Below are 24,738 nucleotides of genomic sequence, written 5' to 3'. Positions count from 1 at the left end.
TATGAAAATCAGCCAAGTTGAATGCTTTCCCCTCAGGATCACGCCGCAACAGGCGTATCTGGGCGGCAGCGTCAGTGAAGAGCAGGCGGATTACTACTACCGCCCCGAGTATCGCTGCGTCTATTCACGCAAAATGGAAACCTGCCTGGTAAAAATCACTGCCGACGATGGACATGTTGGCTGGGGCGAAGCGCTGGCCCCGGTGGTGCCGCAGGTGATTGCCGAACTGATTACCCACTTATTCGCCCCACTGCTGACCGGGCAGTCGCCCTTCGCCAGCGCGGTCCTGAATTCACAAATGTATGACGCGATGCGCGATCGTGGGCATATCACCGGCTATCACATTGATGCGCTCGCGGCGGTGGATATCGCGCTTTGGGATCTGAAAGGCAACATTCTCGGCCTGCCCGTTTATCAACTGCTTGGCGGCGCGTACCGGGACACGATCCCCTGTTACGTTTCAGGACTGCCGGAACCCGATCTTGCGGCGCGTTGCGCGCTGGCAAAACGCTGGCAGGAAAAAGGCTTTACCGCAGTAAAACTCGCGCTGGGCTACGGCGTGAAAGAAGACGTTGAGAATGTCCGTGCCATCCGGGAGACGCTGGGCGAAGACGCACAGATTTTTCTCGACGCCCACTGGAACTACAGCGTCGCGCAGGCGGCAGAACTGGCGAACGCGCTGCATCCGCTGGGGCTGGGTTTTCTCGAAGCGCCGCTACTGCCGGAGGATATCGCCGGACACCGCGAGCTGCGCGCGAAAAGCCCGATTCCTGTGGCTCTGGGCGAGACGGAACGTACCCGCTACCAGTTTAAGCCGTTTATTGAGCAGCGCGCCGCCGACATTCTCCAGCCGGACGTGGGCCGTACCGGCATCAGCGAAATCATGCATATCGCCGCGCTGGCGGAAACGTGGAATTTGCAGGTTGCACCGCATCTCAGCGTCGGGCTGGGTCCATGCATCGCGGCTTCCATCCATGTGGCGGCGGCGATCCCGAATCTTTTTATGCTGGAGTATCAGCCGCCTGTCTTCGCCATTGCTAACCAGTTGCTTAACACGCCGCTGATCTGCGAACAGGGGCATTATCAACTCCCGCAGACAGCCGGGCTGGGTATTGAAATCAATGAAGATCGCGTTCGCGAATCGGTAATGGGGGCTACATGTTAAAAGGTAATGTGCCAATCCTGGCAACGGCGTTTGATGAAAATGGCGAGGTGGATTTCGCTTCCATTGAGAAGCTGGTGAGATTTTTGCTCGATCAGGGCGTGGACGGGCTGGCGCTGTTCGGCAATGCTTCCGAGGGCTACGCGCTCACCGGCGGTGAAAAAGAGGCGCTGTTTGCCTGCGTGAAGCGGCTGACGGGCGATCTGCCGCTGGTAGCCGCTGCGGGCGGTGCCTCTGCCGCGGTGGCAATCGAGGATATTCAGCGCGTCCAGCGCTGGGGCGCGCAGGTGGCGATGGTCAACCCGCCGTCGGTGGTCAAACCCGGCCCGGACGAGATTTACCATTTCTGGCGCGATATCTGCCATGCCTGCGACATCGACATTATGATCCAGGATGCGCCGCTGATGACCGGCGTTACGCTGCCGGTCCCGACGCTGGTTAAGCTGTGCCAGGATTTTCTGACCATCAAATATATCAAAGTGGAGCAGCCTCCCACCACGCTAAAAATCACCGCGCTGAAGACGGCGCTGGGCGACAGCATCGGTCTGTTTGGCGGGCTAAACGCCGGTTTTCTCTATGAAGAACTGCGCCGGGGGATTATTGGCACCATGCCCGCCTGCGAATTTCCCGATGTGATCAATGCCATTCTTCAGGCCTGGCAGCGGGATCGCCGCGAAGCGCAGGCGCTGTTCTATCGCTACCTGCCTTTCCTGCGCTATGGCGTTCAGCCTGGCATCGGCGTAGCGGTGCATAAAACGGTGCTGCATCAGGCCGGGATTTTCGCCACCGATGTGGTGCGCGAACCGGCAAAACGCATTGATGACGTCACGCGGGAAGAGTTGCGCGATCTGACCGATGCGCTGTCGCTGGCAGCACTGGGGGCCAGTCGATGAACTATATTGCCGTTGACTGGGGCACCAGCAATTTTCGTGCGATGAGCGTGCGCAATGGCGACGTCATTCGCACCGTGCAGGATACCTGCGGCGTTGGCAAATGCCAGCGCGAGGCGCTTCCGGCTATTCTGCGTGAGCAACTGCTTCGGCTGGGCGATGCGTGGGACGAACGCCTGCCGGTACTGTTATGCGGGATGATCGGCAGCAATATCGGCATTGCCGACGCGGGCTATATGGAACTGCCGCTCAGCTTCTCTGATTTAACGGGCAAAGGGCGGGCGCTGCCGGGCATATTGTCCAACCCGCTGACCCTGCGTCCCGGTATCTGCGATCGCCGGGTTAACGAGATTTGCCGGGGCGAAGAGATGCAGCTGGCCGGCGCGCTGACCCTGAGCGATAGCACAACCTTTGCTGCCGTCGGTACTCACAGCAAATGGATGACGGTGGATCGTCAGCAGCAACGCGTCGAAAGCCTGCAAACGCTGATGACCGGAGAGCTTTATCATCTGGTGCTCAATCACTCGGTGGTTGGTAAAGGGCTGCCCGCACAAATCGCGTCGCCCGAGGCGTTTCTCGACGGGGTGGCAACGGCGCAGTCCATTGAACGCCATGAGAAGGCGCTGGTCAGCGAGCTGTTCCGCTGTCGCGGTCGCTATATTCTTGGAGAGCTGGACCCGGCGGCGGCGGGCGCATGGCTGTCCGGGCTGCTGATTGCTCATGAAATACTTCAGGGGCATCCGGGGGACGCGCCGGTTTGTTTTATCGGCAGCCGTGAACTGCTTGTCCATTACCGGAAAGCCAGCGATGCGCTGGGGCTTCCCTGCTCTACCCTTGAGGCTGAAACGGCGCTCATTGCCGGACTGAATGAGGTCTTCCGTCATGATAGTTGCTAAGCAGATCGTTGCCATTTTGCGCGGCATAACGCCGCAGGAGAGCGTAGAGCAGGTCGCGTGCCTGTTGGATCATGGCATCAAGACGGTAGAAATCACCACCAATTCGCCCGACTGGGCGATCAGCCTGAAACGTGTGCGTTCAGCCTTCGGTGACCGCGTGCAACCTGGCGCGGGAACCGTGTTAACGCCCGACCATGTTGAAACCTGCGCAGAGGCGGGCGCGGAATTTATTCTGACGCCGAATCTCGACTCGCGCGTGGTGGAAGCCGCAAAACGCCACGGCCTGCGCATTTGCGCGGGTGTGTTTACCGCCAGCGAAATTTTCACCGCCTGCGAACTTGGCGTGGAGGTACTGAAGATATTTCCTGCCGCCGCGCTACCGTTGAATTATCCGCAGTTAATCAAAGGCCCGCTCTCTTCCGCCGTTATTTTCTCCGCGGTGGGCGGCGTGGATGTTGATAACGCAGCGGAATATCTGCGTTATTACGACAGCGTGGGCATTGGCTCATCCCTTTATCGCCCCGGCCAGCCCGTTTCACTCACCACCGAACGCTGTCAGATATTACTGAACGCCGGGGAATGACTCTCCGCTAATTTTTCGCGCCGCCGAGACTAAAAACTGGCGCAGGCTCTCAATATTTAATCGATCGCCCTGAATGTTCGACAGCGCGATCGCCGCCTGCATACCGGGAATAATACAGGCCAGACGGTAATCATCGGGTCCGTAAGCTTTGCCAAACACCTGATGATGTCTGGCCTCTTCAATGTCTTTTTTCAGCAGGTGATAATCATGAATGCCGAGGCGATCGATAATTTCTTCATCGCTCATGGTCGCCAGCAATTTAATCCCAATCACTGAATCGCGTACCGGAAACGATTCATAATTACCGATCGCACGGGCAATGCTTTTCCCGCCGCGGGTATGCAGTAAATAGACCACGTCCTTGCCGCTCAGCACGCCAATAACGATGGAGACCGAATGGCTTCCGGTCTCCTCCAGCATATCCAGTACCGCCGTATAAAACGCCGAGTTGTGAATCGCGCTGGCGGAGAGGCGGTGGATCCCCATGCCGAGACTGTATTTTCGTTTAGCGTTTTGCTGCACCATCTCCAGCACCAGCAATGTTTGCATCAGCCGTGTTACTTTTGCCGAATCCAGATCCAGCATACGGCCGATTTCACGAATGCCGAACGGTCGGGAGCCGGTAGCGAGCAGATTCAGACAACGGAAGGCATCGTAAACGGTGCTGTTCATGTTACTCGCCAGTTAAGAGAGAAAGGCGTATTTTGACGTAATTATGACCGGACAGGCCAGCATATTTACCCATCTCCACCAGAGATAAATCACGCTTTTTGCAAAGACAGCTACTATTACGCAAGCCGCTGAAACGCGCTTTACAGGTCTTAAGAGGAATGCCGATGCTTGTGCTGTGGAACACCCTGATCGTTCTGGCAACTGTCGCCGCGATGGAAATCATCGCTACGCTGGCGCATAAGTACATCATGCACAGCTGGGGATGGGGATGGCACCTCTCCCATCATGAGCCGCGTACCGGCTGGTTTGAGGTCAACGATCTTTATGCTGTGGTTTTTGCAGCACTGGCAATTGCGTTGATTGCCGTGGGGACCGCAGGCGTCTGGCCGCTGCAATGGATTGGCGCGGGTATGACGCTGTACGGCGCGCTCTACTTTATGGTCCACGATGGACTGGTGCACCAGCGCTGGCCGTTTCGCTATGTGCCGCGCCGGGGCTATCTGAAACGATTGTATATGGCGCACCGTCTGCATCATGCGGTGCGCGGTAAAGAAGGCTGCGTTTCATTCGGTTTTCTTTATGCACCGCCGGTGGAAAAATTACAGGCGACGCTGCGCAGCCGCAAGCAGGAAGCGCACCGTGAGACGCTTAACGCACGGGACGCTGCCACAGCCCGGACGGACGCGGCAGAGGAGAAGACACACGAGAGCGGAGTGCCATAGATGCCCCTTTCAGCAGCAGCGCCAGCTTCTCCGATCGTGATGTGCCCTGCCGTGTATCCCAGGCGCGTGCGCCCGCCGCGCTCACTTTAATGCCAATTTCACGGTAGACGCCATGCGCTGAGGCAATCGCCCATGCAGAGCGCAACGGTAGCCCGGAAAGCCCCGCCCGCGCAGAGTCATAGTACGGCTCGGCTTCCGTCACCAGCCGCTGCGCCAGCCGGGCGAGTTTTTCCCGCTGTAGCGGATCGCTGACGTGCGTAAGCGCTATATTCTCAGCCGCCAGCCACTCTGCGGGAAGATAACAGCGTCCGGCCTCAGCATCTTCCACAATATCACGGGCAATATTGGTTAACTGAAACGCCAGCCCTAAGTCACAGGCCCGGTCCAGCACCGCCTCATCACGTACTCCCATAATGCGCGCCATCATCAGACCGACCACCCCCGCGACGTGGTAACAGTAGCGCAGAGTGTCTGCGAAGGTCTCATAACGGGTTTCACGCACGTCCATCGCAAAACCGTCCAGATGATCGAACGCCAGCTGTGGGGGAAGCGCGTGCCGCGTCGCCACCTCCTGGAGAGCCGCAAAAGCAGGTTCTTGCACCGGCGCGCCGGAAAACGCGCGCTGTGTCTGCGTTTCCAGCATCAGCAGGCGCTGTGACGCAGTGGCATCGCTCTGCGATCGGGAGGGAAATCCCAGAGCCTGACCATCAATCACATCATCACAATGACGGCACCACGCATACAGCATCAGCGCGCTACGCCGGGTCGTCGCATCAAAGAGCTTCGCGGCGGTGGCGAAGCTTTTCGAGCCTGCCGCCATGGTATCAGTCGCGTGATCCATCAGGGTACTGTTGCTCATAAAAGCGCCTCCAGCATTAACCCGGCGGTCGCTTTCGCTGAGCCAATCACACCGGGGATCCCTGCGCCAGGATGCGTTCCTGCGCCGACAAGGTAAAGGTTTGGAATGTGGCTGTCGCGGTTATGCGGCCGGAACCAGGCGCTCTGTTGCAGGATCGGCTCAATGGAGAATGCCGATCCCAGATGCGCGCCTAGCTGGTCGCGAAAATCAAACGGCGTAAACATACGGTGCGTGACCAGCTGCTCGCGCAGGCCGGGCATATAATGCTGCTCAAGATAGGCAAAAATACGGTCGCGCAGACGTGGCCCTTCGACCGTCCAGTCCAGATCGGCCGTACCTAAATGCGGCACCGGAGCCAGCACGTAATAACTGCCGCAACCCGGCGGCGCGAGGGACGGATCGGTGACGCACGGCGCGTGCAGATAAAGCGAAAAATCCTCCGCCAGCGTGGCTTTAGTAAAAATATCGTTAATCAGTTCTTTATAGCGCGGGCCAAAACACACGGTGTGGTGGGCTAACTGGCTGTGGTGATGATTCAGACCAAAATAAAGTACAAACAGCGAGTTGCTCATCCGTTTGCGCTTCAGGGAAGCCGCGCGCTTCGCGCCCACAGGATGATGGCCCAGTAATGTTTCATAGGTATGCACTACATCCGCGTTTGACGCCACGGCGGTGGCTTCAATGCGTCGGCCATCTTTTAACTGAACGGCCTTGATGCGCGAATCTTCCACTTCCATTCCACTGACCTGGGCATTCAGTTCCAGGGTGCCGCCTAAATCCTGAAAAAGTTTCACCAGCCCCTGCACCAGCGCTCCGGTGCCGCCGCGAGCAAACCAGACGCCCCATTCCCGCTCCAGCGCGTGAATAAGTGAATAGATAGAGGAGGTAGCAAACGGATTGCCGCCGACCAACAGCGTATGAAATGAGAAGGCCTGCCGCAGTTGCTCATTCTGAATAAATGTCGACACCATACTGTACACGCTGCGCCAGGCCTGCAGCTTCGCCAGTTTGGGGCCAGCGCGTAGCATATCGCGGAAGGATAAAAACGGTACGGTGCCGAGTTTCAGATAGCCTTCTTCAAACACAGCCTGCGAATAGGCGTGAAAACGCCGGTAGCCGTCGACATCCTGCGGATTAAAACGTCTAATCTGTGCTTCCAGCCTCTCCTGATGGTTATCATAATCAAAAACCTCCCCCGTCTCCCAGCACAGACGGTAAAACGGCGTTACCGGCAGCAGATCCACATACTCTTCCATTCGCTTCCCGCTGAGCGTAAAAAGCGCTTCAATTGCCCCAGGATCGGTGATCACCGTTGGTCCGGCGTCAAAGGTAAACCCCTGATCCTGATAGACGTAGGCGCGTCCACCCGGCTTATCGCGCTGCTCAAGCAATACCACGGGAATACCATTGGCCTGAAGACGAATGGCTAAGGCGAGGCCGCCGAAACCTGCGCCGATGACTACTGTTTTACTCATTATGGAAAGCTCGCAGCCGGGAAGAAGAGTTGAGCGCGGCCCGCAGGGCTTCCCCCACCGGTACCGGTGGTTTCCCCATCAGGATCCGCGCCATATCGGTCAGCCTGAGCTGACCGGCGTAAAAGCGGGCAATTAGCCCATCATTTAAACCGTAAAAACGCTGCATGACCTGCCACCGCCGATCGGGACGTCCGGCAAGGAACAACATGCGGTTAAGCAAGCGGAAAAAACGCTGTTTGCGCCACTGGTGAAGCGCCGTCTGCTGGATCAGATGAAACAATGCCGCGGAAGAGAGATCCTGTTGTCGGCTAATGGCTTGCGCAAGCTGAACCGCCTGCGGCAGAGAGTAGCCGGTCGTCGCATGAAAAAGCCCGGCCCGCAGGCCGCTACAGGGCTGATCATGCACCTCATTCCAGAAGGCGCGGGCATTGCCAGCGAGCGTAATCGGTAAACTGCCCTGTTCTTCACGTACTAGCCGATCCAGCATCCAGCCCTGCTGCTGTGCGTATTCCGCGATATGCTGACGCAGTACCGTGTTATCGAGAGTGGCGCGATCGATGTAATGGGTATCTTCGATTAACAGCTCGGTGGGCGACAGGGGCAGCGTATAGACAAATCGATATCCGCCGCGCTGATCGACCGTGGCATCCATCAAAATGGGCCGCGTCAGGCCGTGCGGTTGACGGAGCCGCCACTGCTGGCCTAAAAAAGCCTGACGGCCGGCGATCAGATGCGCGCTGGGGCGGTAACCACGTCCGTCAATCACTGCCGTTGCCGTCAGCGTCCGCCCGTCGTCAAGCGTGACCGCCTCCGGCGTCACGCGGGTGGCAGAAACCCCGGTCAGCAGGCCATCGCCCATCGCCTGCGTGATAACCGCCGCAAAGCGTTCTGAGGTTACGCTAAAATAGTCGCCGGGGAGCGTACGGTGGCGTGTCGGGAAACGGACGTTATAACCGGACCAGCGGTACGCTACCAGCGGGGCCAGCCAGCGATGCTGTTCGGCTGAGAGATCGTCCTGATGAAACGACCAGGTGTGATTGCCGCCGGGCCGCGCGCCAGCCTCCAGCATTAATATCCGCAATTCCGGGCGCTGCTGCCGCAGCCGCAACGCAATAAGCCCATTTGCCAGACCGCCGCCGACGAAAATCAGATCCCAGTGCTGCTGCATTGTGCCCTCCCTGCCAGCACCGGGCGACGGGTAGTTAATGCCTGTTCGACGATCTGTGCAGCAAGCGTGGCACCTCCCGCCTGCCTGAGCGCGGGTTGCAATGCCGTCAGACGCTGCCGGTAGCACGGATTATTCAGCAGTTCATCAAGATGCGCAGATAGCGTATGCCGGCTGGCATAGCGTGATGCCCGACGGCCGATACCGCTGTAGACCACGCGCGCTGCCACGCCAGGCTGATCGAATCCCAGCGGAATAGCCAGCACCGGCGTCGCGCTGGCTATCGCATCCATCACGGTATTCAGTCCGGCGTGGGTGATCACAACCTGCGCCTGTCGCAAGATCGCTGGCTGATCGACAAAGTCGACGGTCCTGGCACCGATATCATTCAGCCGCGTCGTCTGCGCCAGCGTTAATCCCCCACAATGGGCAATCAGCAGCCGCACATCAGCCTGACGGCAGGCGCGTGCAATGGTACGAAATAAACGGTAGCGATGGCCCTGAAGCGTTCCCAGCGACGCAAATACCAACGGCTTTCCGCTCTGCATATCGGCGGGCGTGAACGGCGCACGTTGAGCAGAACGCAGCGGCCCCACCGCATGAAAGCAGGCGGGCAGCCGGCGCGGGAAATCAAAACCGGGAATGATCTGACCGATCTGCGCCAGCGATGAGAGGCAGTCGTGCAACCCACGACGTTCGCCGAGGCCAAACGCGCGGGCGTAACGCGTGATAACGTTATTCTGTCGCTGCATCAACAGGTCATAAACCCCGGTACTGGAGCGAAAGATCTTTTTGCTGCGCGCATCGGTGGCATAGAGAAACGGCATTACCGCCAACGGGATAGTCGCATCGCGATTGACCGGCAGCGCGCAGGCCACCGACACAAACGGCAGGCCCAACATCTCAGCGACCAGCCCGCCTGAGGGTTCCATCTGATCAACAATCACGCCGTCGATGCCATTTTTTTCCAGCGCGCCAGGCAGTTCCCGGCACAGCATGTCAGTGGTGTGCGCCAGATTATCAATCATGCGGAAAATGCCCGTCCCCGAAGGCCGCGCGGCAAGCGCCAGCGTTCGTGCCAGACTGCCGGGCGGATGGCTACGTTCGCCCACGGCACAAAACGCGATCCGCTCATCGCGGAGTAAAGTGCAGGCTTCCGCCTGCTGAATAAAGGTAATCCGATGCCCGCGCGCCATAAGCTGCTGGGCCAGCGCTTCCTGCGCGCGTACATGGCTATAAAATGGAGGGGTAATGACCGCAAAGTGGCCCATTACACACGCACCAGCGTTGCCTGGCGAAGCTGATCGAGGCTGGCGCTACCGGTGCAAAAACAGGCGATACGTAATTGATTTAGGATAATCTGAAAATGGTCCACCACCGCCTGCGCAGAAGAGGTTGCGCTTCCCAGAACGCCTGCTGCCTGGCTTACGATGCTTGCCCCTAACCGTAATGCTTTGGCCACATCGATACCGTCCACGATGCCTCCGGAAGCGATCAACTGCGCCTGCGGTAAGGCCTGATGTAGATCGTGTAGCGCCTGTGCAGTGGGAATACCCCAGTCGGCAAACGCCATTGCCACAGTACGCCCGTGAGCCGTCGTTGCTCGCTCTCCCTCTACGGCTGCCCAGCTGGTGCCGCCAGCACCAGCCACATCCAGCATGGCGATGCCTGTTTCCAGTAAACGACGCGCGACGTCAACGGATAACCCGGCCCCGACCTCTTTAACGATCACCGGAACCGGCAAGGCTTTTACCGTCTCTTCAATGGCGTTGAGTACGCCGCGCCAGTCGCGATCGCCGTTGCGTTGCAGGGCTTCCTGTAAGGGATTGAGGTGAATGATCAGCGCATCAGCATCAATCATTTCCACCGCCCGGCGAGCGTAATCCTGACCTTTCCGGGAGGCAATTTGCGCTGCGCCCAGGTTGGCCAGCAGAACGATGTCGGGCGCAAACTGGCGCAGTTCACGCGTCAGGCCGCTGTTCACATCGCTCTCCAGCGCAACGCGCTGCGATCCTACGCCCATTGCCAGTCCCAGGGCTTGTGCCGCCTGTGCCAGATGACGATTAATTTCCGCTGCGCGGCTGGCACCTCCGGTCATCGAACCAATGAGCAATGGCGCATTGAGGGTTTTACCAAACAGCGAGGTCCGCAGATCAATATCATCCAGGTTCAGTTCAGGCAGCGCACAATGGTCAAAACGCCACTGTTCGAACCCCGTTGTGCACTTTTTCACAGTCGCCGTCGGATGTAACACGATATCCAGATGGTCGTTTTTACGTTGAATCAGATCCTTCATCAGCACTCCGGTAAAGACCAGTCCAGACCAAACATCGCTTTTTGTTTATCAAACCAGGCCCGCATAAAACGCCTTGTCGAAGTGCCTTTGTCACAGGCGCTTGCCAGATGCTCGTCGGCACTACGCAGATGTTCGCGCAACTGCTGATGCACGGCCTCCGCGCCCAGCATTTCAACCAGCGTGGATTTACCGTTATCCTGATTGATATCTTTTCCGGTGCCGCTTACTCCATCGGTTAAATCGTCCATCAATTGAAAAACCAGCCCCAGATCCTGCGCAAAACAGCGCAGGCGCTGACGCGCCTGTACAGGCGCATCGGCAACAATCGCCGCCATTTGCAGCGTGGCATCGAATAAACGGCTGGTTTTAAGATCGTTCGTCAGGAGGATCGCTTCAGCGCTGCGCGCCTGTTTGCCTTCAACGAGATCGCGATACTGGCCCTGAACCAGCCCCTGCATACCCACCGCCGAGGAAAGCTCAGTGACCGCCTGCGTTTTGACGCCGGGCGGCAGCGCGTTCGCCTCAGCCACCACGCCGAACGCGCGGCTGAGCAGCCCGATTGCCGCGAGGATGGCGACGCTTTCGCCATACTGGCGATGAATCGTCGGCATGCCGCGCCGCTGCATGGCATTGTCCATGCACGGGATATCATCCAGCATCAGTGAGGCGGCGTGGATCATTTCCACCGCACAGGCCAGATCGAGAAGCCCGGGCTTTTCAACGTGACACCCTAAGTCTTGCGCCGTTAACAGCAATAACAGCGGACGTATGCGTTTTCCCGCTGCCAGCGTCCCTCCCCGCATCGCTTCACAGACCAGATCCTGCTGGTTGCCGACAGGTAATAACTGTTCAAGGCGTTGTTGCAGCGCAACGCGCAACGCCTGCATTTCATCTTCGTCATTTACATTCATTTTTACGGCTACTTACTTGTCGACAGGTTGCCTGGAGGACACGTTGAGCGCATCACAGCCGTCTTGCCTGCTGTACTGGCCTGTTTAACGTTCTGTTCAAAGCCGCGTGAGCGCGTACTCTGCTTTCCAGAGGGTGTTTGCAAAGCGTAGCGTAACATCGTGGAATTTTCTTTTTGCAAAGCGCGCCACTCTCATTATTTACATATAAATAACATTTGCGGGTAAAAAGCGGGCGGCATGCGGCATGACAGGCGTGGCGATAACAGATGTTGCCTACCACCAGGCAGGCAATGACAAAGTAAAGCAGGTTAGCTTCCTTCATCAACAGATGCACCGTGCCGAGCGCATGCTTCTGAAAGACGCAGAAGTAAACCAGAATAAACGGTAGCATCAGGCATGGTTACTGCGGTATTCGCGCTGTTTAGCTATCCTTTTTTCGCCAGCCATATCGTATGTCCGGCGCAGTGTGGATCTTCTTTAACCATCTCAATCACCGTAAAACCCTGCTCACGCCAGCAATGGTCGGGAAAACGACTTCGGGCACGGTTAAGCATCGCGGCGGCACCATCAATCCCGGTGAGCAAAAAGCCCTGCTGAATAAAATATTCTGCAATGGGCTGACCATTGCCGCATCCGATATCGAGGATATGCCCTGCGCCCTCCATTGTCGCTATAAACTTATCCAGCCAGCTTTTTTCGAACAGCGCACATGAGCGCTGGCTTGCGAAGGCGTCAGCATGGCGCTGGTAGAGAGAAAGAATATTTTTAGCCGCTTGACGCATTTTCGTCTTCTGTAAGGGAATGCTGATTTCCGTAGTCTACATTAGCTCACCGTCATTTTTTTAAAAAGCCAGTAACAATGGTGGTGATTAAGCTACTATTTTGCGCATAACGCGGCTTGACGAATTGAACGTAGCGGTTTTTATCTGTATCCCAGCGTAAAGTCAGTTAGCACGCTTGTAGTATCATCCACGATAAAACAGACGAACCGGCAGCACAAAAAATTCGCGTTATCCAATCTTACGAACGTCAGCTATAACTCATCAGGTCAGGAAGACTTATACAAAATTTTTCATCTGCATTATCTGGCGAAGTTGTGATGTCGCTGTCGCCAGAGCTTTTGATAGCCATCCTTCCTGCTGGTTTTTCCCCCGATGCAGCGCTATTCGCATAAGGCGGTAAAATCTCCCCGACAAATCTCTTTTATTTATCAATTAATAACAGGGTACCGTAACTTCCGGAAGGCACAGAATGAAGGGTTCCTGCCGGAATCAGGTAAAATTCACCGCTTTTCAACGTGACTGAGTGGTCATCAACTCGTAATACTAACTCACCATCAATAACGACCAGAAGCTCATCGTATTCCGCATGTGATTCTTCAGGTATCCCCTCGCCTCCCATTTTGATGAGTTTTATCGCAGCGTTCCCAACCCGGCCTATCAGGACGGACTTCCAGAACTCTGGTAACGCCGAAGCGATGGTAGTTAATGCCCCTGTTTTCATCCCTTTTTTCCTTCAATAATGAAAACTCCATTCATAATGTATTTTTTAGCGGGCGCAAAACCGTAAATAGAATAAGCAATGCTGATTTTATGGGGTGCTGGCTGGGGTGGCAGATCCCTGGGATATATATACTGTAAGTATGATAAATATCGATATGGAGGTTTCCGGACTAATATGCTTGTCGTTATTCCATACTAAGTACGCACGCCACCAGGCACGAGAGAAGGAAAATCAGAAAACTTTATGGAAGGATGTTTTATAACTTATTGATTTAACTGGTGCCGATAAGAGGAGTCGAACCTCCGACCTTCGCATTACGAATGCGCTGCTCTACCAACTGAGCTATATCGGCCCTGAGAAGGGAGTAACTTACCAGCGGTAAATCACGGGGAAGAAGGTTAAAACTAACCGGGCGATGCGTCAATGGTCTTATGAATCAACCGACTATTTTTGCATCACCCGGCCGTATTTAAGCACGAATAGTATCGTCGCCGTAGCCGATCCACTTATAGGTGGTCAGGGCTTCGAGTCCCATCGGGCCGCGCGCGTGCAGTTTTTGCGTGCTGACCGCCACTTCTGCGCCGAGACCAAACTGGCCGCCGTCGGTGAAACGGGTGGAGGCGTTAACGTAAACGGCGGAAGAATCCACCTCGTTAATGAAACGTGCGGCATTACGCAGCGTGCGCGTCAGGATAGCGTCGGAGTGCTGCGTGCCGTGCTGACGGATATGGTCAATGGCGTCATCCAGATCCGCAACGATTTTGACGCTTAAATCCAGCGACAAATACTCGTTGTCATACTCGTCTGCTTTGACCGCAACAACCTGCGCCGGCCCCGCTTGTAACGCTTCCAGCGCGTTAGCGTCGGCGTGCAGCGTAACGCCACGTTCCGCCATCCGCTCGCTCAGCGCAGGCAGAAAACGCCCGGCGATCCCCTGATGCACCAGCAGCGTCTCTACCGTGTTGCAGGTACTCGGGCGCTGGGTTTTTGCATTCACAAGGATGTCGAGGGCTGGCGCGATTTCTGCGGAATCATCGACGAAAATATGGCAGACGCCAATCCCGCCGGTGATTACCGGGATCGTCGACTGCTCGCGGCACAGCTTGTGTAGCCCTGCCCCGCCGCGCGGGATCAGCATATCGATGTACTTGTCCATGCGCAGCAGTTCGCTGACCAGCGCGCGATCCGGGCTTTCAATCGCCTGCACCGCGCCTGCGGGCAGGCCGCACTCTTCCAGCGCCTGCTGGATCACTTTTACTGTTGCGGCATTAGTGCGCCAGGTCTCTTTCCCGCCGCGCAGAATCGCAGCGTTGCCGGTTTTCAGGCACAGAGAGGCAACGTCCACCGTCACGTTCGGACGTGCTTCATAAATAACACCGATGACGCCCAGCGGCACGCGGCGACGTTCGAGACGCAGGCCGCTATCCAGCAGGCCGCCATCGATCACCTGCCCGACGGGATCGGCCAGCTGGCAGACCTGACGGACATCATTGGCCATCGCGCTCAGACGCGCCGGGTTCAGCGCCAGGCGATCGAGCATCGCGTCGCTGAGGCCGTTACGGCGCGCTTCCAGCAGATCCTGCTCGTTGGCCGTCAGAATTTGCTGCGCTTCCGCTTCCAGATAATCAGCAATTTTTTCCAGAACGCGGTTTTTCTCTTTACTGCCGAGCAGCGCCAGCTGGTAAGAGGCCGCTTTGGCCGCCTTACCCATTTGTTCCAGCATACTTCGCTCCTTAACGGGTGATCATATCGTCGCGATGAACCGCCACCGGGCCATATTCATAGCCGAGAATAGCGTCAATCTGTTGAGAGTGATGCCCGGCGATGCGTCGCAGCGCATCGCTGTTGTAGCGGCTGACGCCGTGGGCAATGTCGCGACCATCGAGACTACGGATACGGATCACTTCACCACGGGAGAAGTTTCCTGTCACGCTTTTAATGCCTTTAGGAAGTAATGAGCTTCCGCGTTCCAGAATGGCAGAGGTTGCCCCCTCATCAACGGTGATTTCGCCCGCGGGCGGCGCGCCGAAGATCCAGCGCTTACGGTTCTCCAGCGGTGATTCCTGGGCGTGAAAGCGCGTGCCGACGGAGAGATTTTCCATCACGTCGCCAATCACACCGGGGCGGCTGCCAGCGGCAATGATAGTGTCAATACCTGCCCGGCAGGCGACATCGGCGGCCTGAAGTTTGGTGCCCATACCACCGGTTCCGAGGCCCGAGACGCTATCGCCCGCGATGGCGCGCAACGCGTCATCGATGCTGTAAACATCTTTAATCAGTTCAGCGTCGGGATTGCTGCGCGGATCGGCGGTAAAAAGCCCCTGCTGATCGGTCAGCAGCAGCAGTTTGTCCGCACCGGCGAGGATCGCCGCCAGCGCCGAGAGATTATCGTTGTCGCCAACTTTAATTTCCGTGGTCGCCACCGCGTCATTCTCATTGATGACCGGCACAATGTTGTTGTCGAGCAGCGCGCGCAGGGTGTCACGGGCGTTGAGGAACCGCTCTCTGTCTTCCATATCGGCGCGGGTCAGCAACATCTGACCGATATGAATGCCATAAATGGAGAAGAGCTGTTCCCAGAGCTGGATCAGGCGGCTCTGCCCGACGGCGGCCAGCAGCTGTTTAGAGGCGATGGTGGCCGGCAGTTCCGGATAGCCGAGGTGTTCGCGTCCGGCAGCGATCGCGCCAGAGGTTACAATAACGATACGATGCCCGGCGGCATGTAGCTGCGCGCACTGGCGTACCAGCTCAACAATATGGGCCCGATTGAGGCGGCGCGATCCGCCCGTTAATACACTGGTGCCCAGTTTTACCACCAGCGTCTGGCTGTCACTCATCATTTTCTGCCGTTATACAAATCATAAATGGATATCAGGCAAATGTTGTAACAGGAGTGAGAGCACTTGCCAACTCTCGCGGCATCGGGCGTGACATTTTGTTGCGCAGGATCAGCAAGCGTAGCGGCTGATGTTTACATTACCATTACAAACATAATTAAAATGAATATTTTAGAAATATTCTGAAACTGTCATAAATCGTTCATGTGCAAACGTTAAAACCCTTCATGTTTTCAACGGGGCTGTCGCCCGATATTTATTAGCACGTCTTTCAAAGAAGCAGGGTTAAAAATGAAAAAGAGCATTCTGGCATTAGTGGTAATGGGTGTTGTCGCCTCCTCTGCGGCACATGCGGCTGAAGTTTATAATAAGAACAGCAATAAACTTGATGTGTATGGCAAAGTAAAAGCTATGCATTACTTCAGCGATAACGATAGTAAAGATGGCGACCAGACTTATGTGCGTTTTGGTTTTAAAGGCGAAACGCAAATTAACGATCAATTGACCGGTTTTGGTCGCTGGGAAGCTGAATTCGCCGGTAACAAAGAAGAAGGCAACAGCAGCACGCAGAAAACGCGTCTGGCGTTTGCTGGTCTGAAATTTAGCAAATTTGGCTCGATTGATTACGGTCGTAACCTTGGCGCGTTGTACGATGTCGAAGCCTGGACCGATATGTTCCCGGAGTTCGGCGGCGACTCTTCCGGTCAGACCGATAACTTTATGACCAAGCGCTCCAGCGGGCTGGCAACCTACCGTAATACCGACTTCTTCGGCGCAATCGACGGTCTGGATTTGACCATTCAGTACCAGGGCAAAAACGAAGGTCGTAGCGACGTTAAGAAACAGAACGGCGACGGTGTCGGCACCTCTCTGACCTATGATTTCGGCGGCAGCGATTTCGCCATCAGCGGCGCGTATACTAACTCTGATCGTACCGACGATCAGCAGAATCTGGCGCTGGCTCCCCGCGGTCACGGCGACAAAGCGGAAGCCTGGGCAACCGGCCTGAAATATGACGCGAATAATATTTACCTGGCAACCATGTATGCCGAAACGCGCAATATGACGCCAATTTCCGGTGGTTTCGCGAATAAGGCTCAGCATTTTGAAGCGGTCGCGCAGTATCAGTTTGATTCCGGTCTGCGTCCGTCTCTGGGCTATGTCCAGTCTAAAGGAAAAGATATTGAAGGCGTCGGTGACGAAGATATCGTGAAATACATCGATGTGGGCGCGACGTATTATTTCAACAAAAACATGTCCGCCTTTGTTGATTATAAAATTAACCAGCTTGATGACGATAACAAACTTGGCATCAACAGCGATGACATCGTGGCCGCTGGCCTGACCTATCAGTTCTGATATCTTTAAAGTTTCATACGAAAAAGCCCTGTCCATGACAGGGCTTTTTTTATTGACCGTGTTTATCACTGTCTCAGGACGGGTATTTAAGTACCTGCTCGGAGAAACCCTCTGCTGGCTCCAGAGAAAGCTCAAGCGTCTTCAGCAGTTCGCGCGCTCTTTCATGAAACTGACGTAAGGTATGCTCAAGACGTTCGGTGACTTCAGGATCTTTGATCTCAGTGGGCTGCCACTTACCTTCTTTATCAAACAGGCCGAAATGATAGCGATAGGTAAAGCGCTTTTCCTCTGCGTCCATCTCCATCCACCATCCCCAGAACTCACGCTTTTCAGGTGCCGGTTTGACATTGACGCAAACTGCCAGGCAATCGAAAAAGAAGCGGGTATCTTCACATTGCTCCTCACGGATGTAAGGGCCCAACGCCGTGAATTTCTTAATCAGTCTGCTTTTCGGGTGTCCACTCGGTAACGTCATTGCTATCTCCTTTTGTGATGCAACTGTTTTACCAAATCAATAGAAATTAGCAAACTATTAACCAAATCTATGATTAATCCAGGCGGTAATTTCTTTCAACGCCTTGTCAAAATTGCGATACACCGGACTAAAAGCGATGGGCAGCAGCTTGCCGTCAGCGGATGACGAAGCGATAAGCCGGGACTCCTCTTCCGGGCTGAAAGGATCGTTTTTCCAGTAGCCGGACAGCATCGGCGTCGGACAGCGGCGACCCAGTAATCCCTGCGTTTTCAGCGAATAGCGGTTCAGTTCAACGCGCAATGCTTCATCTGAGGCGTCGTGCATCCCCAGGCGGCTAGCTAACACATCCAGGTACATCTCTGGCACCCGTCCCTGACGCAGGGGATCGTTAAGCAGCGAATGCACCACCGGCCCGAGGCAGGCGACGGCCTTCAGCCGCGGCGATTCAAGATAGGCCAGCCGCACCGCCACGTTGGCACCGAAACGAAATCCAAACAGCGCCACGCGGGTATGGTCGATCCAGGGGATATTCGGCAGGGTTTTTAATACCTGCTGATGCAGCATGCTGGAGTCCTGCGTCAGCTTCCATTTTGAAGAGAAGCCGATCGAGGGCATATCCAGCGTCAGCATGGCGATTCCCTGCGGCGCAAAATAGCGCTCAAACAGGCTGTAGTAGTCAAATTGCAGCGAGTCGAGGCCGCCACACATGAGGATAGTGGGAAAAGGGCCTTCCCCTTCCGGCATATGTAAAAAACCGGTCACGGGAGAGCCGCCGGGAATGGCAAATTCCATTTCACGCATCTGTCCCGGCAGACGCTGCGCCGCTTCTTCGTAGGCACGGCTTGCCAGCACCTGCGCCTGCTCGGCCAGTTCATCGCCTTTCAGATGGGGGTAGGCTGCGATACTGTAAAGGTTACAGGCATGCAGCCAGTGGCGGCCGCAGAGGGTCGCATTTTCTTCCTGACTGGCTTTTTGCTGCCAGAGCATCGCCTGCTTCGACCATTCATAAATCCAGTTGCCGCCGCGATAGCCGACCACCGTATCATAGAGGTTGGGATCGGTACGTTCGGCGGTACTCATCACGATGCGCGACTGCACGTCGAGGATTTCACGCGCATCAACGCCGCGCGAGATCCACATCAGGCGGTTAACCATGCGATACCAGTGTGGAACGTTTTTACCGTCCAGCGTGGATTGCATCAGCGGTTGTTCGCCCGGATTAAACCGGCGCACCAGCGTCGACGTTTCAGGATGTTTAAAACGAGGTTTGAACAGGGTTTCGCTGAGATTGGCCTGGGTCATTGCGCGCAGCCTCCATGATGACGTCATTGAGGCTCATTGTAACGCGTCAGAGGCTAAAATGAACAACGCCCGGTAAACCGGGCGCTGAAAAGCATGGAAATTAACGACCTGAGATAGGCGGAATGAAGACAACGCCCATATCCCACGGCTGTTCGATCCAGGTATCCTGCGGGATATCAACAACATAATCATCCACCAGCGGACGGCCAGCCGGTTTTGCAAAGATAGTGACGAAATGTGCTCTCGGGTACATTTCGCGGATCGCAACGGCGGTGCCGCCGGTATCAACCAGATCGTCAATAACGATGAAGCCTTCGCCATCGCCTTCAGCGCGCTTGAGGACTTTCAGCTCACGCTGGTTGTCGTGGTCATAGCTGGAGATGCAAACGGTATCTACATGACGAATACCCAGTTCACGCGCCAGCAGCGCGCCAGGAACCAGACCCCCACGGCTAACGGCAATAATGCCTTTCCACTGTTCTGAAGGCATCAGGCGAGTGGCCAGTTTGCGTGCGTGAATCTGCAACATGTCCCAGGTGACGACGTATTTTTCGCTCATGTGAAGTGTCCCAGCCTGTTTTTACGGCTTAAAAAGTGTTCGAGGGGGAAATAGGTTGCGCGAGATTATAGAGATCTGAAACGCTAAAAACCAGTGTTAAGCGGTATTGCGGGGTGTTTTTGCGTGCTTAATACTGGTCGTAACCGGATAAAGTGGTATTCTCAAGCTCATCCGCAAGCCTGACTTGTCGTGTGATCTTTTTTGCTAACCCTTGACCTGCAAGCCTCTTTGCAGAAAGTCGAAAGGAGACTTATCGTGTCTGAACTGTCTCAACTATCTCCGCAGCCGCTGTGGGATATTTTTGCCAAAATTTGTTCCATTCCACACCCTTCTCACCATGAAGAAGAACTCGCGCAGCACATTATGGGCTGGGCTAAAGAGAAAGGGTTGTTTGTCGATCGTGATGCTGTGGGCAATATCCTGATCCGTAAGAAAGCCACTGCGGGTATGGAAAATCGTAAGCCGGTAGTGTTACAGGCGCACCTGGATATGGTGCCGCAGAAGAATAACGATACGGTGCACGACTTCGCGAAAGATCCTATTCAGCCCTATATTGATGGCGAATGGGTAAAAGCACGCGGCACCACGCTGGGTGCGGATAACGGCATCGGTATGGCCTCTGCGCTGGCGGTGCTGGCTGACGAGAGCGTTGAGCACGGTCCGCTGGAAGTGCTGCTGACCATGACTGAAGAGACCGGTATGGACGGTGCGTTTGGTCTACAGGCGGGCTGGTTACAGGCGGATATTCTGATTAACACCGACTCTGAAGAGGAAGGTGAAATCTACATGGGCTGTGCGGGCGGTATCGATTTTACCTCCAGGCTGACCCTGACGCGCGAAGCGATCCCGGCGGGCTTCCAGAGCGTTAAGCTGACGTTGAAAGGTCTGAAAGGCGGCCACTCCGGCGGCGATATCCATTTAGGTCTGGGTAACGCCAACAAACTGCTGGCGCGCTTCCTGGCGGCCCATGCGGCCGAACTGGATCTGCGTCTGGTGGATTTTAACGGCGGCACGTTGCGCAACGCAATCCCGCGTGAAGCCTTTGCCACCGTTGCCGTCTCTGCCGAAAAAGCAGAACAGTTAAAAACGCAGGTTGCCACTTATCTGGACATCCTGAAAAACGAACTGTCGATCAAAGAAAAAAATCTGACCATCGTGCTGGAACCCGCTACCACCGATAAAGGCGCGCTTAACGCCCAGTCTCGCGACAGCTTTGTGCACCTGTTGAACGCCACGCCGAACGGCGTGATCCGCAATTCAGACGTGGCTAAAGGCGTGGTGGAAACCTCGCTGAACGTGGGCGTCGTTACCATGACTGACGATAACGTTGAGATCCACTGCCTGATCCGCTCGCTGATCGACAGCGGTAAAGACTACGTGGTGAGCATGCTGGAATCGCTGGGTAAACTGGCGGGAGCCAAAACTCAGCCGAAAGGCGGCTATCCAGGCTGGCAGCCGGATGCCAGCTCACCGGTAATGCAGCTGGTGCGTGAAACCTACCAGCGTCTGTTCAACAAAACGCCGAACATTCAGGTGATCCACGCCGGTCTGGAATGCGGTCTGTTCAAGAAGCCGTATCCGCAGATGGATATGGTGTCTATCGGGCCAACCATTACCGGTCCGCACTCCCCGGATGAGCAGGTACATATCGAAAGCGTGGGCCAGTACTGGACGCTGCTGACCGAGCTGCTGAAGGCGATTCCGCAGAAGTAATAATATCCGCGCCATAACAGAGGCGCGGATTTTTTGATGATGAACCCGGCGGTAAACGCTTGCTGGGTTCAGAACCGTTACGATACCGCGCTGAAATTCATCCCTTTAAACGTCCGCACGGGATCCCCCCGCTCGATTTGATGATGAAACATCCGCCGCTGCGACTTTAATTCCGCGCCCTGTTCCTGCTGCCGCTGCTCCAGCTTATGTGCTATCAGTAAACAGGCCAGCCGCTTATTGGCATGCTGGCTGCGCTCCGACTGCACTTTAACGCTGATCCCCGTCGCAATATGCGTGGCGCGTACCGCCGAGTCGGTTTTATTGACATGCTGCCCGCCCGGCCCGGACGAGCGCAGGGTTTCAAAGCGTATCTCTGCGGAAAACGCCTGCTCCGAAGGGGTAAAACGCGCCGCGCCAACGTACCAGTTTTTGCGTCCGTGGTGCGGGCGATACGGACTGGCGCAAATCCACTGTAGCGTGCCGCACCAGCGTTCGCTGAGCGCTATTGCCTTTTCGCCGTCCAGCGAGACCAGCGCGGAGCGCAGCGTGTCGGGTAATCGGCCCGGCTCCGTTTCGAGCAGCGTCAGCGAGACCTTCTCACTGGCGGCCTCTTTAACCAGACGGTTCAGCGCTTTTTGCACCGCCAGACAGCACTCGTCCGGCCCCTGAGCAGAAGAGAGTTGCAATAAGATCATGCGTTTTTCTCCCCTGCGGTTTTCAGCGTCAGTACCGGGCGCAAGCGGGCAACCGGCGTAACCAGCCCGGCGTCGAACAGACAGTCCACCACGCTGTCGACAGATTTATACGCCTGCGGCGCTTCTTCATAAATCAGCTGGCGATCGCGGCAAATCACCCGACTGCCCATCTCGGTACGGCTGAGCTGAAGCGGGGTAAATTTTGCCGATAATCGGCCCTTACACTCGGTGCGCATCCATTTCCGCCCCGCGCCGTGCGCCAGTGAGAAAAGACTCTCGTCACTGATAATCGGTTTTACCAGCCAGCTATAGTCGCCGCGTGAACCGGGAATGATCACCAGTCCCTGCCCGTCCGGCGTGGCCCCTTTGCGATGCAGCCAACCCGCTTCACCCGCTACCGTGCAGGGTTCGACGAAGTTATGCGCCACGTCCAGCAGCGGTTCGCCTTCTGCCTTGATCTGTTGCAGGATCCGCCGGGCAATCAGTTCACGATTGCAGCGGGCAAAGGCCAGCGCATCGTTATGCTCATTAAGATAGCGCCGTGCATTGTCGCTCTCTTCCGGCAAACCGTCATGTGAAAATGCCTCGACGTGACGACGTAAAATAGCCTGCCCCAGACCGCGCGAACCGCTGTGTACCAGCAGTAATAGCTGCGCTTTCTGTAAACCTGACTGAGCGAAGGTGTCGGCATCGGCGATGTTATCAATTTGCTGAAGCTCGGCAAAATGATTGCCGCCGCCAATCGATCCCAGTGCGGAGCGCCAGGGATGATGTTGCATTGCGGCGGGGACATTTTCCGCCAGCCACTGCGCGTCCGCCACATCCGGTAGCTCAGCCAGCCGCTTTTCCGTTTTATCCGCATTGTATTTGCGGGTCAGTAAATCGGTTTGCCACAGCGCCATTCCGCAGCCAATATCGTTGCCCACCAGCGCCGGGTAAAAACGCCCGCGGGAGAAAAACGCCGCGCCGATGGGATAGCCGCGTCCCGGATGCAGATCGGGCATCCCGACGACGCGCGTCATGCCCGCTAATTTAGCGGTAGTGTGTAATTGTTGGATCGCAGAACCTTCGATCCACAGGTTATCGGAAGCGATGGAAAATACCGCATCGGATAAAGGACGAATATAATTGCCCATATACCATTCCATATATGAATTAAAAAATCAGGAAATGGCAGACGAATCCAGGGCAATAAAGGAAGATTAATCCTGGAAATGTCTGCAAAGTGCGTTCAGGGAATTAAATGTCATGATGAACCTCCTTTGCAGTTATTGAGAGTAGAAAACGCGCGTATAGTAATACTCAAATTCGGGTTGTGCAATGGTTATTAAATCTTAAAGGTCTGACTTATAACCCCAGCAACAGCTGTCGCTCCAGCTGCGGGTCAAGCAGCGTGACGTGCAGCCCGACCAGCCTGACGCCTCGTCCTCCCCGGCGTTCATCCCAGGTTTTGCGTGCGGTAGCGATCAAATCTTCTTTATTGAGCCGCGGCCAGACGTGTTCCTGGGTCGTAAGCTGAAAATCATTGAATTTGAGTTTAACGCCCTGACGAGCGATAAGCAGATCGGGTTTCACTTTCATCAGCCGACTTTCCAGTTCCGGATAAAGACGTTCAATAATGGCTTCGCAGTCGTGCCATTCGTGAATATCCTCCGCCAGCGTGCGCTCGACGCCAACCGATTTTCGCAGCCGTTCGTTATTGACCGTGCGTTCATCAATGCCCTGGCTACGCTCCCACAATACGCGGCCAAATTTGCCAAAGCGCTTAAGCAGCAGCGCTAAATCGCTATTTTGCACGTCTTCACAGGTGCGTAGCCCCATATTTTCCAGCTTCGCCGCCGATACCTTGCCGACGCCGGGAATTTTACTTAACGGCAGCGTTTTAATGAAATTCGGCACCTCTTCCGGCGTGATGACATATTGCCCATCAGGTTTATTCAGATCGGAAGCAATTTTGGCGAGGAATTTAATCGGCGCAATACCCGCCGAGGCGGTGAGATTGAGTTCATCATAAATGGTCTTGCGGATCGCCTGCGCCATTAACGTCGCGGAGCCGTGGCAGTGAAGGCTATCAGTGACGTCCAGATAGGCTTCATCCAGCGACAGCGGTTCAATCAGCGACGTATAGCGGGAGAAGATTTCGCGAATATGGTCAGAGGCTTCACGGTAAGCTTCAAAGCGCCCTGGTAATAATGTTAAATGCGGGCACAGTTTCAGCGCCATTGCCGTGGACATCGCGCTGCGCACGCCGAATTTACGCGCCGGGTAGTTGGCGGTGCTGATCACGCCACGCCGCTCGCGGCTGCCGCCAATAGCGATGGGGATATCACGCAGGGACGGGTTATCACGCATCTCTACCGCTGCGAAAAAGCAGTCCATATCGACATGTATGATCTTACGCATCATCGGCCCCCGTCAGTCACTGGATAAGTATACAGTGACATTGAATAAATTGAGAAGCCTGTTTATCCTTGTCCAGAGCACAGCAGTCGCCGTTTCGTTCGAAAGTCCGTAAAAAGACGTTTAAACGCAAACTTGTTTGTAAACGCTGTACATCAGGCTTGCGAAAAAATACGGTGGTGCTAATGTGAGCGCTCCTAATCCAGATAAGTCTGATTTCGGGTCTCTTTTGCCGTTCTGGCAATGTGGTAACGTTTATCAAGG

General features: G+C 55.7%; 24 protein-coding genes, 1 tRNA gene and 1 pseudogene. 7 read left to right on the top strand and 19 right to left on the bottom strand.

The annotated features are described in order from the left end of the window. Position 1 precedes the first annotated feature (1 nt). The 4 genes from INT84_RS00355 to INT84_RS00340 are packed head-to-tail and all read left to right on the top strand — an operon-like array spanning position 2 to position 3,531. Positions 2–1,165 (top strand): mandelate racemase/muconate lactonizing enzyme family protein, encoded by a 1,164-nt coding sequence (locus INT84_RS00355; protein ID WP_194205181.1) that lies wholly within the window; start codon positions 2–4, stop codon positions 1,163–1,165. Then, positions 1,159–2,055, top strand: a complete 897-nt coding sequence (locus INT84_RS00350) for a dihydrodipicolinate synthase family protein (protein WP_194205180.1) — start codon at positions 1,159–1,161, stop codon at positions 2,053–2,055. The genes INT84_RS00355 and INT84_RS00350 overlap by 7 nt, the downstream gene beginning before the upstream one ends. Next, entirely contained in the window at positions 2,052–2,948 is an 897-nt protein-coding gene (locus INT84_RS00345; protein WP_194205179.1) for a 2-dehydro-3-deoxygalactonokinase, read from the top strand. The genes INT84_RS00350 and INT84_RS00345 overlap by 4 nt, the downstream gene beginning before the upstream one ends. Next, on the top strand, positions 2,935–3,531 hold the full coding sequence (locus INT84_RS00340; RefSeq protein WP_194205178.1) for a 2-dehydro-3-deoxyphosphogluconate aldolase: 597 nt from the start codon (positions 2,935–2,937) through the stop codon (positions 3,529–3,531). The genes INT84_RS00345 and INT84_RS00340 overlap by 14 nt, the downstream gene beginning before the upstream one ends. Here the strand turns inward: INT84_RS00340 and INT84_RS00335 are convergent. Continuing rightward, a complete protein-coding gene (locus INT84_RS00335; RefSeq protein WP_176916862.1) occupies positions 3,511–4,203 on the bottom strand; it encodes a helix-turn-helix domain-containing protein in 693 nt (230 codons plus the stop codon). The genes INT84_RS00340 and INT84_RS00335 overlap by 21 nt on opposite strands. A gap of 164 nt (positions 4,204–4,367) precedes the next feature. Between INT84_RS00335 and INT84_RS00330 the strand changes: the two genes are divergently transcribed. Further along, entirely contained in the window at positions 4,368–4,925 is a 558-nt protein-coding gene (locus INT84_RS00330) for a sterol desaturase family protein (RefSeq protein WP_194205177.1), read from the top strand. On the opposite strand, the gene crtB is transcribed toward INT84_RS00330, so the two are convergent. The 12 genes and pseudogenes from crtB to proB all read right to left on the bottom strand — a co-directional run bounded on the left by crtB (position 4,852) and on the right by proB (position 15,971). Then, complete coding sequence (crtB, locus tag INT84_RS00325; RefSeq protein WP_194205176.1) at positions 4,852–5,784, bottom strand: 15-cis-phytoene synthase CrtB; 933 nt, start codon at positions 5,782–5,784, stop codon at positions 4,852–4,854. The genes INT84_RS00330 and crtB overlap by 74 nt on opposite strands. Further along, positions 5,781–7,259 carry a phytoene desaturase gene (locus INT84_RS00320; protein ID WP_194205175.1) on the bottom strand — a complete coding sequence of 493 codons (1,479 nt, stop codon included), beginning with the start codon at positions 7,257–7,259 and terminating at the stop codon, positions 5,781–5,783. Before INT84_RS00320 ends, crtB begins: the two co-directional genes overlap by 4 nt. After that, entirely contained in the window at positions 7,252–8,427 is a 1,176-nt protein-coding gene (gene crtY / locus INT84_RS00315) for a lycopene beta-cyclase CrtY (RefSeq protein ID WP_194205174.1), read from the bottom strand. The genes INT84_RS00320 and crtY overlap by 8 nt, the downstream gene beginning before the upstream one ends. Beyond that, positions 8,406–9,695, bottom strand: coding sequence for a glycosyltransferase (locus tag INT84_RS00310; protein WP_194205173.1), 1,290 nt, complete (start codon positions 9,693–9,695; stop codon positions 8,406–8,408). The genes crtY and INT84_RS00310 overlap by 22 nt, the downstream gene beginning before the upstream one ends. Then, positions 9,695–10,720 (bottom strand): type 2 isopentenyl-diphosphate Delta-isomerase, encoded by a 1,026-nt coding sequence (fni, locus tag INT84_RS00305; protein WP_194205172.1) that lies wholly within the window; start codon positions 10,718–10,720, stop codon positions 9,695–9,697. Before fni ends, INT84_RS00310 begins: the two co-directional genes overlap by 1 nt. Then, complete coding sequence (locus INT84_RS00300; protein WP_194205171.1) at positions 10,720–11,631, bottom strand: polyprenyl synthetase family protein; 912 nt, start codon at positions 11,629–11,631, stop codon at positions 10,720–10,722. Before INT84_RS00300 ends, fni begins: the two co-directional genes overlap by 1 nt. 265 nt (positions 11,632–11,896) lie before the next feature. Further along, positions 11,897–12,028 (bottom strand): annotated as a pseudogene (locus INT84_RS00295) (2-hydroxycarboxylate transporter family protein); the annotation flags it as partial. A 28-nt stretch (positions 12,029–12,056) separates the two neighbouring features. Then, positions 12,057–12,413: a class I SAM-dependent methyltransferase gene (locus INT84_RS00290; protein ID WP_194205170.1), complete on the bottom strand. Its 357-nt coding sequence runs from the start codon at positions 12,411–12,413 to the stop codon at positions 12,057–12,059. A gap of 421 nt (positions 12,414–12,834) precedes the next feature. Beyond that, the gene (locus INT84_RS00285) at positions 12,835–13,134 is read right to left on the bottom strand and encodes a cupin domain-containing protein (RefSeq protein ID WP_194205169.1); all 300 of its coding nucleotides are present in this window, start codon (positions 13,132–13,134) and stop codon (positions 12,835–12,837) included. A gap of 276 nt (positions 13,135–13,410) precedes the next feature. Next, positions 13,411–13,486: transfer RNA gene (locus INT84_RS00280), tRNA-Thr, on the bottom strand. 117 nt (positions 13,487–13,603) lie between these two features. Continuing rightward, positions 13,604–14,857 carry a glutamate-5-semialdehyde dehydrogenase gene (proA, locus tag INT84_RS00275; protein ID WP_194205168.1) on the bottom strand — a complete coding sequence of 418 codons (1,254 nt, stop codon included), beginning with the start codon at positions 14,855–14,857 and terminating at the stop codon, positions 13,604–13,606. A gap of 10 nt (positions 14,858–14,867) precedes the next feature. Beyond that, the gene (gene proB, locus INT84_RS00270; protein WP_176916892.1) at positions 14,868–15,971 is read right to left on the bottom strand and encodes a glutamate 5-kinase; all 1,104 of its coding nucleotides are present in this window, start codon (positions 15,969–15,971) and stop codon (positions 14,868–14,870) included. A 291-nt stretch (positions 15,972–16,262) separates the two neighbouring features. On the opposite strand from proB, the gene phoE reads away from it, so the two are divergent. Beyond that, the gene (gene phoE, locus INT84_RS00265) at positions 16,263–17,330 is read left to right on the top strand and encodes a phosphoporin PhoE (RefSeq protein ID WP_194205167.1); all 1,068 of its coding nucleotides are present in this window, start codon (positions 16,263–16,265) and stop codon (positions 17,328–17,330) included. A 73-nt stretch (positions 17,331–17,403) separates the two neighbouring features. On the opposite strand, the gene crl is transcribed toward phoE, so the two are convergent. From crl to gpt, 3 genes are all read right to left on the bottom strand, one after another. Continuing rightward, positions 17,404–17,805: a sigma factor-binding protein Crl gene (gene crl / locus INT84_RS00260; RefSeq protein WP_194205166.1), complete on the bottom strand. Its 402-nt coding sequence runs from the start codon at positions 17,803–17,805 to the stop codon at positions 17,404–17,406. Between the two features lie 57 nt (positions 17,806–17,862). Next, on the bottom strand, positions 17,863–19,107 hold the full coding sequence (frsA, locus tag INT84_RS00255; protein WP_194206076.1) for an esterase FrsA: 1,245 nt from the start codon (positions 19,105–19,107) through the stop codon (positions 17,863–17,865). 100 nt (positions 19,108–19,207) lie between these two features. Then, positions 19,208–19,666, bottom strand: a complete 459-nt coding sequence (gene gpt / locus INT84_RS00250; RefSeq protein WP_176916867.1) for a xanthine phosphoribosyltransferase — start codon at positions 19,664–19,666, stop codon at positions 19,208–19,210. Positions 19,667–19,921: 255 nt separating this feature from the next. On the opposite strand from gpt, the gene pepD reads away from it, so the two are divergent. Then, on the top strand, positions 19,922–21,379 hold the full coding sequence (gene pepD, locus INT84_RS00245; protein WP_194205165.1) for a cytosol nonspecific dipeptidase: 1,458 nt from the start codon (positions 19,922–19,924) through the stop codon (positions 21,377–21,379). A 77-nt stretch (positions 21,380–21,456) separates the two neighbouring features. Here the strand turns inward: pepD and prfH are convergent, their stop codons facing one another. The 3 genes from prfH to dinB form a co-directional block, all read right to left on the bottom strand. Continuing rightward, positions 21,457–22,074, bottom strand: a complete 618-nt coding sequence (gene prfH / locus INT84_RS00240) for a peptide chain release factor H (protein WP_194205164.1) — start codon at positions 22,072–22,074, stop codon at positions 21,457–21,459. Then, positions 22,071–23,210 (bottom strand): RNA ligase RtcB family protein, encoded by a 1,140-nt coding sequence (locus INT84_RS00235; protein ID WP_194205163.1) that lies wholly within the window; start codon positions 23,208–23,210, stop codon positions 22,071–22,073. The genes prfH and INT84_RS00235 overlap by 4 nt, the downstream gene beginning before the upstream one ends. A 211-nt stretch (positions 23,211–23,421) precedes the next feature. Continuing rightward, positions 23,422–24,477, bottom strand: coding sequence for a DNA polymerase IV (dinB, locus tag INT84_RS00230; RefSeq protein ID WP_194205162.1), 1,056 nt, complete (start codon positions 24,475–24,477; stop codon positions 23,422–23,424). Positions 24,478–24,738 lie beyond the last annotated feature (261 nt).

Source organism: Superficieibacter sp. 1612_C1, from assembly GCF_015234305.1.
GTDB lineage: Bacteria > Pseudomonadota > Gammaproteobacteria > Enterobacterales > Enterobacteriaceae > Superficieibacter.
This window is presented reverse-complemented; position numbering and strand designations above follow the sequence as displayed.

Excerpts from the sequence above, each read along its gene's own strand:
- INT84_RS00355 (WP_194205181.1), top strand. The coding sequence starts at position 2 with ATGAAAATCAGCCAAGTTGAATGCTTTCCCCTCAGGATCACGCCGCAA.
- INT84_RS00350 (WP_194205180.1), top strand. The coding sequence starts at position 1,159 with ATGTTAAAAGGTAATGTGCCAATCCTGGCAACGGCGTTTGATGAAAAT.
- INT84_RS00345 (WP_194205179.1), top strand. The coding sequence starts at position 2,052 with ATGAACTATATTGCCGTTGACTGGGGCACCAGCAATTTTCGTGCGATG.
- INT84_RS00340 (WP_194205178.1), top strand. The coding sequence starts at position 2,935 with ATGATAGTTGCTAAGCAGATCGTTGCCATTTTGCGCGGCATAACGCCG.
- INT84_RS00335 (WP_176916862.1), bottom strand. The coding sequence starts at position 4,203 with ATGAACAGCACCGTTTACGATGCCTTCCGTTGTCTGAATCTGCTCGCT.
- INT84_RS00330 (WP_194205177.1), top strand. The coding sequence starts at position 4,368 with ATGCTTGTGCTGTGGAACACCCTGATCGTTCTGGCAACTGTCGCCGCG.
- crtB (WP_194205176.1), bottom strand. The coding sequence starts at position 5,784 with ATGAGCAACAGTACCCTGATGGATCACGCGACTGATACCATGGCGGCA.
- INT84_RS00320 (WP_194205175.1), bottom strand. The coding sequence starts at position 7,259 with ATGAGTAAAACAGTAGTCATCGGCGCAGGTTTCGGCGGCCTCGCCTTA.
- crtY (WP_194205174.1), bottom strand. The coding sequence starts at position 8,427 with ATGCAGCAGCACTGGGATCTGATTTTCGTCGGCGGCGGTCTGGCAAAT.
- INT84_RS00310 (WP_194205173.1), bottom strand. The coding sequence starts at position 9,695 with ATGGGCCACTTTGCGGTCATTACCCCTCCATTTTATAGCCATGTACGC.
- fni (WP_194205172.1), bottom strand. The coding sequence starts at position 10,720 with ATGAAGGATCTGATTCAACGTAAAAACGACCATCTGGATATCGTGTTA.
- INT84_RS00300 (WP_194205171.1), bottom strand. The coding sequence starts at position 11,631 with ATGAATGTAAATGACGAAGATGAAATGCAGGCGTTGCGCGTTGCGCTG.
- INT84_RS00290 (WP_194205170.1), bottom strand. The coding sequence starts at position 12,413 with ATGCGTCAAGCGGCTAAAAATATTCTTTCTCTCTACCAGCGCCATGCT.
- INT84_RS00285 (WP_194205169.1), bottom strand. The coding sequence starts at position 13,134 with ATGAAAACAGGGGCATTAACTACCATCGCTTCGGCGTTACCAGAGTTC.
- proA (WP_194205168.1), bottom strand. The coding sequence starts at position 14,857 with ATGCTGGAACAAATGGGTAAGGCGGCCAAAGCGGCCTCTTACCAGCTG.
- proB (WP_176916892.1), bottom strand. The coding sequence starts at position 15,971 with ATGAGTGACAGCCAGACGCTGGTGGTAAAACTGGGCACCAGTGTATTA.
- phoE (WP_194205167.1), top strand. The coding sequence starts at position 16,263 with ATGAAAAAGAGCATTCTGGCATTAGTGGTAATGGGTGTTGTCGCCTCC.
- crl (WP_194205166.1), bottom strand. The coding sequence starts at position 17,805 with ATGACGTTACCGAGTGGACACCCGAAAAGCAGACTGATTAAGAAATTC.
- frsA (WP_194206076.1), bottom strand. The coding sequence starts at position 19,107 with ATGACCCAGGCCAATCTCAGCGAAACCCTGTTCAAACCTCGTTTTAAA.
- gpt (WP_176916867.1), bottom strand. The coding sequence starts at position 19,666 with ATGAGCGAAAAATACGTCGTCACCTGGGACATGTTGCAGATTCACGCA.
- prfH (WP_194205164.1), bottom strand. The coding sequence starts at position 22,074 with ATGATCTTATTGCAACTCTCTTCTGCTCAGGGGCCGGACGAGTGCTGT.
- INT84_RS00235 (WP_194205163.1), bottom strand. The coding sequence starts at position 23,210 with ATGGGCAATTATATTCGTCCTTTATCCGATGCGGTATTTTCCATCGCT.
- dinB (WP_194205162.1), bottom strand. The coding sequence starts at position 24,477 with ATGCGTAAGATCATACATGTCGATATGGACTGCTTTTTCGCAGCGGTA.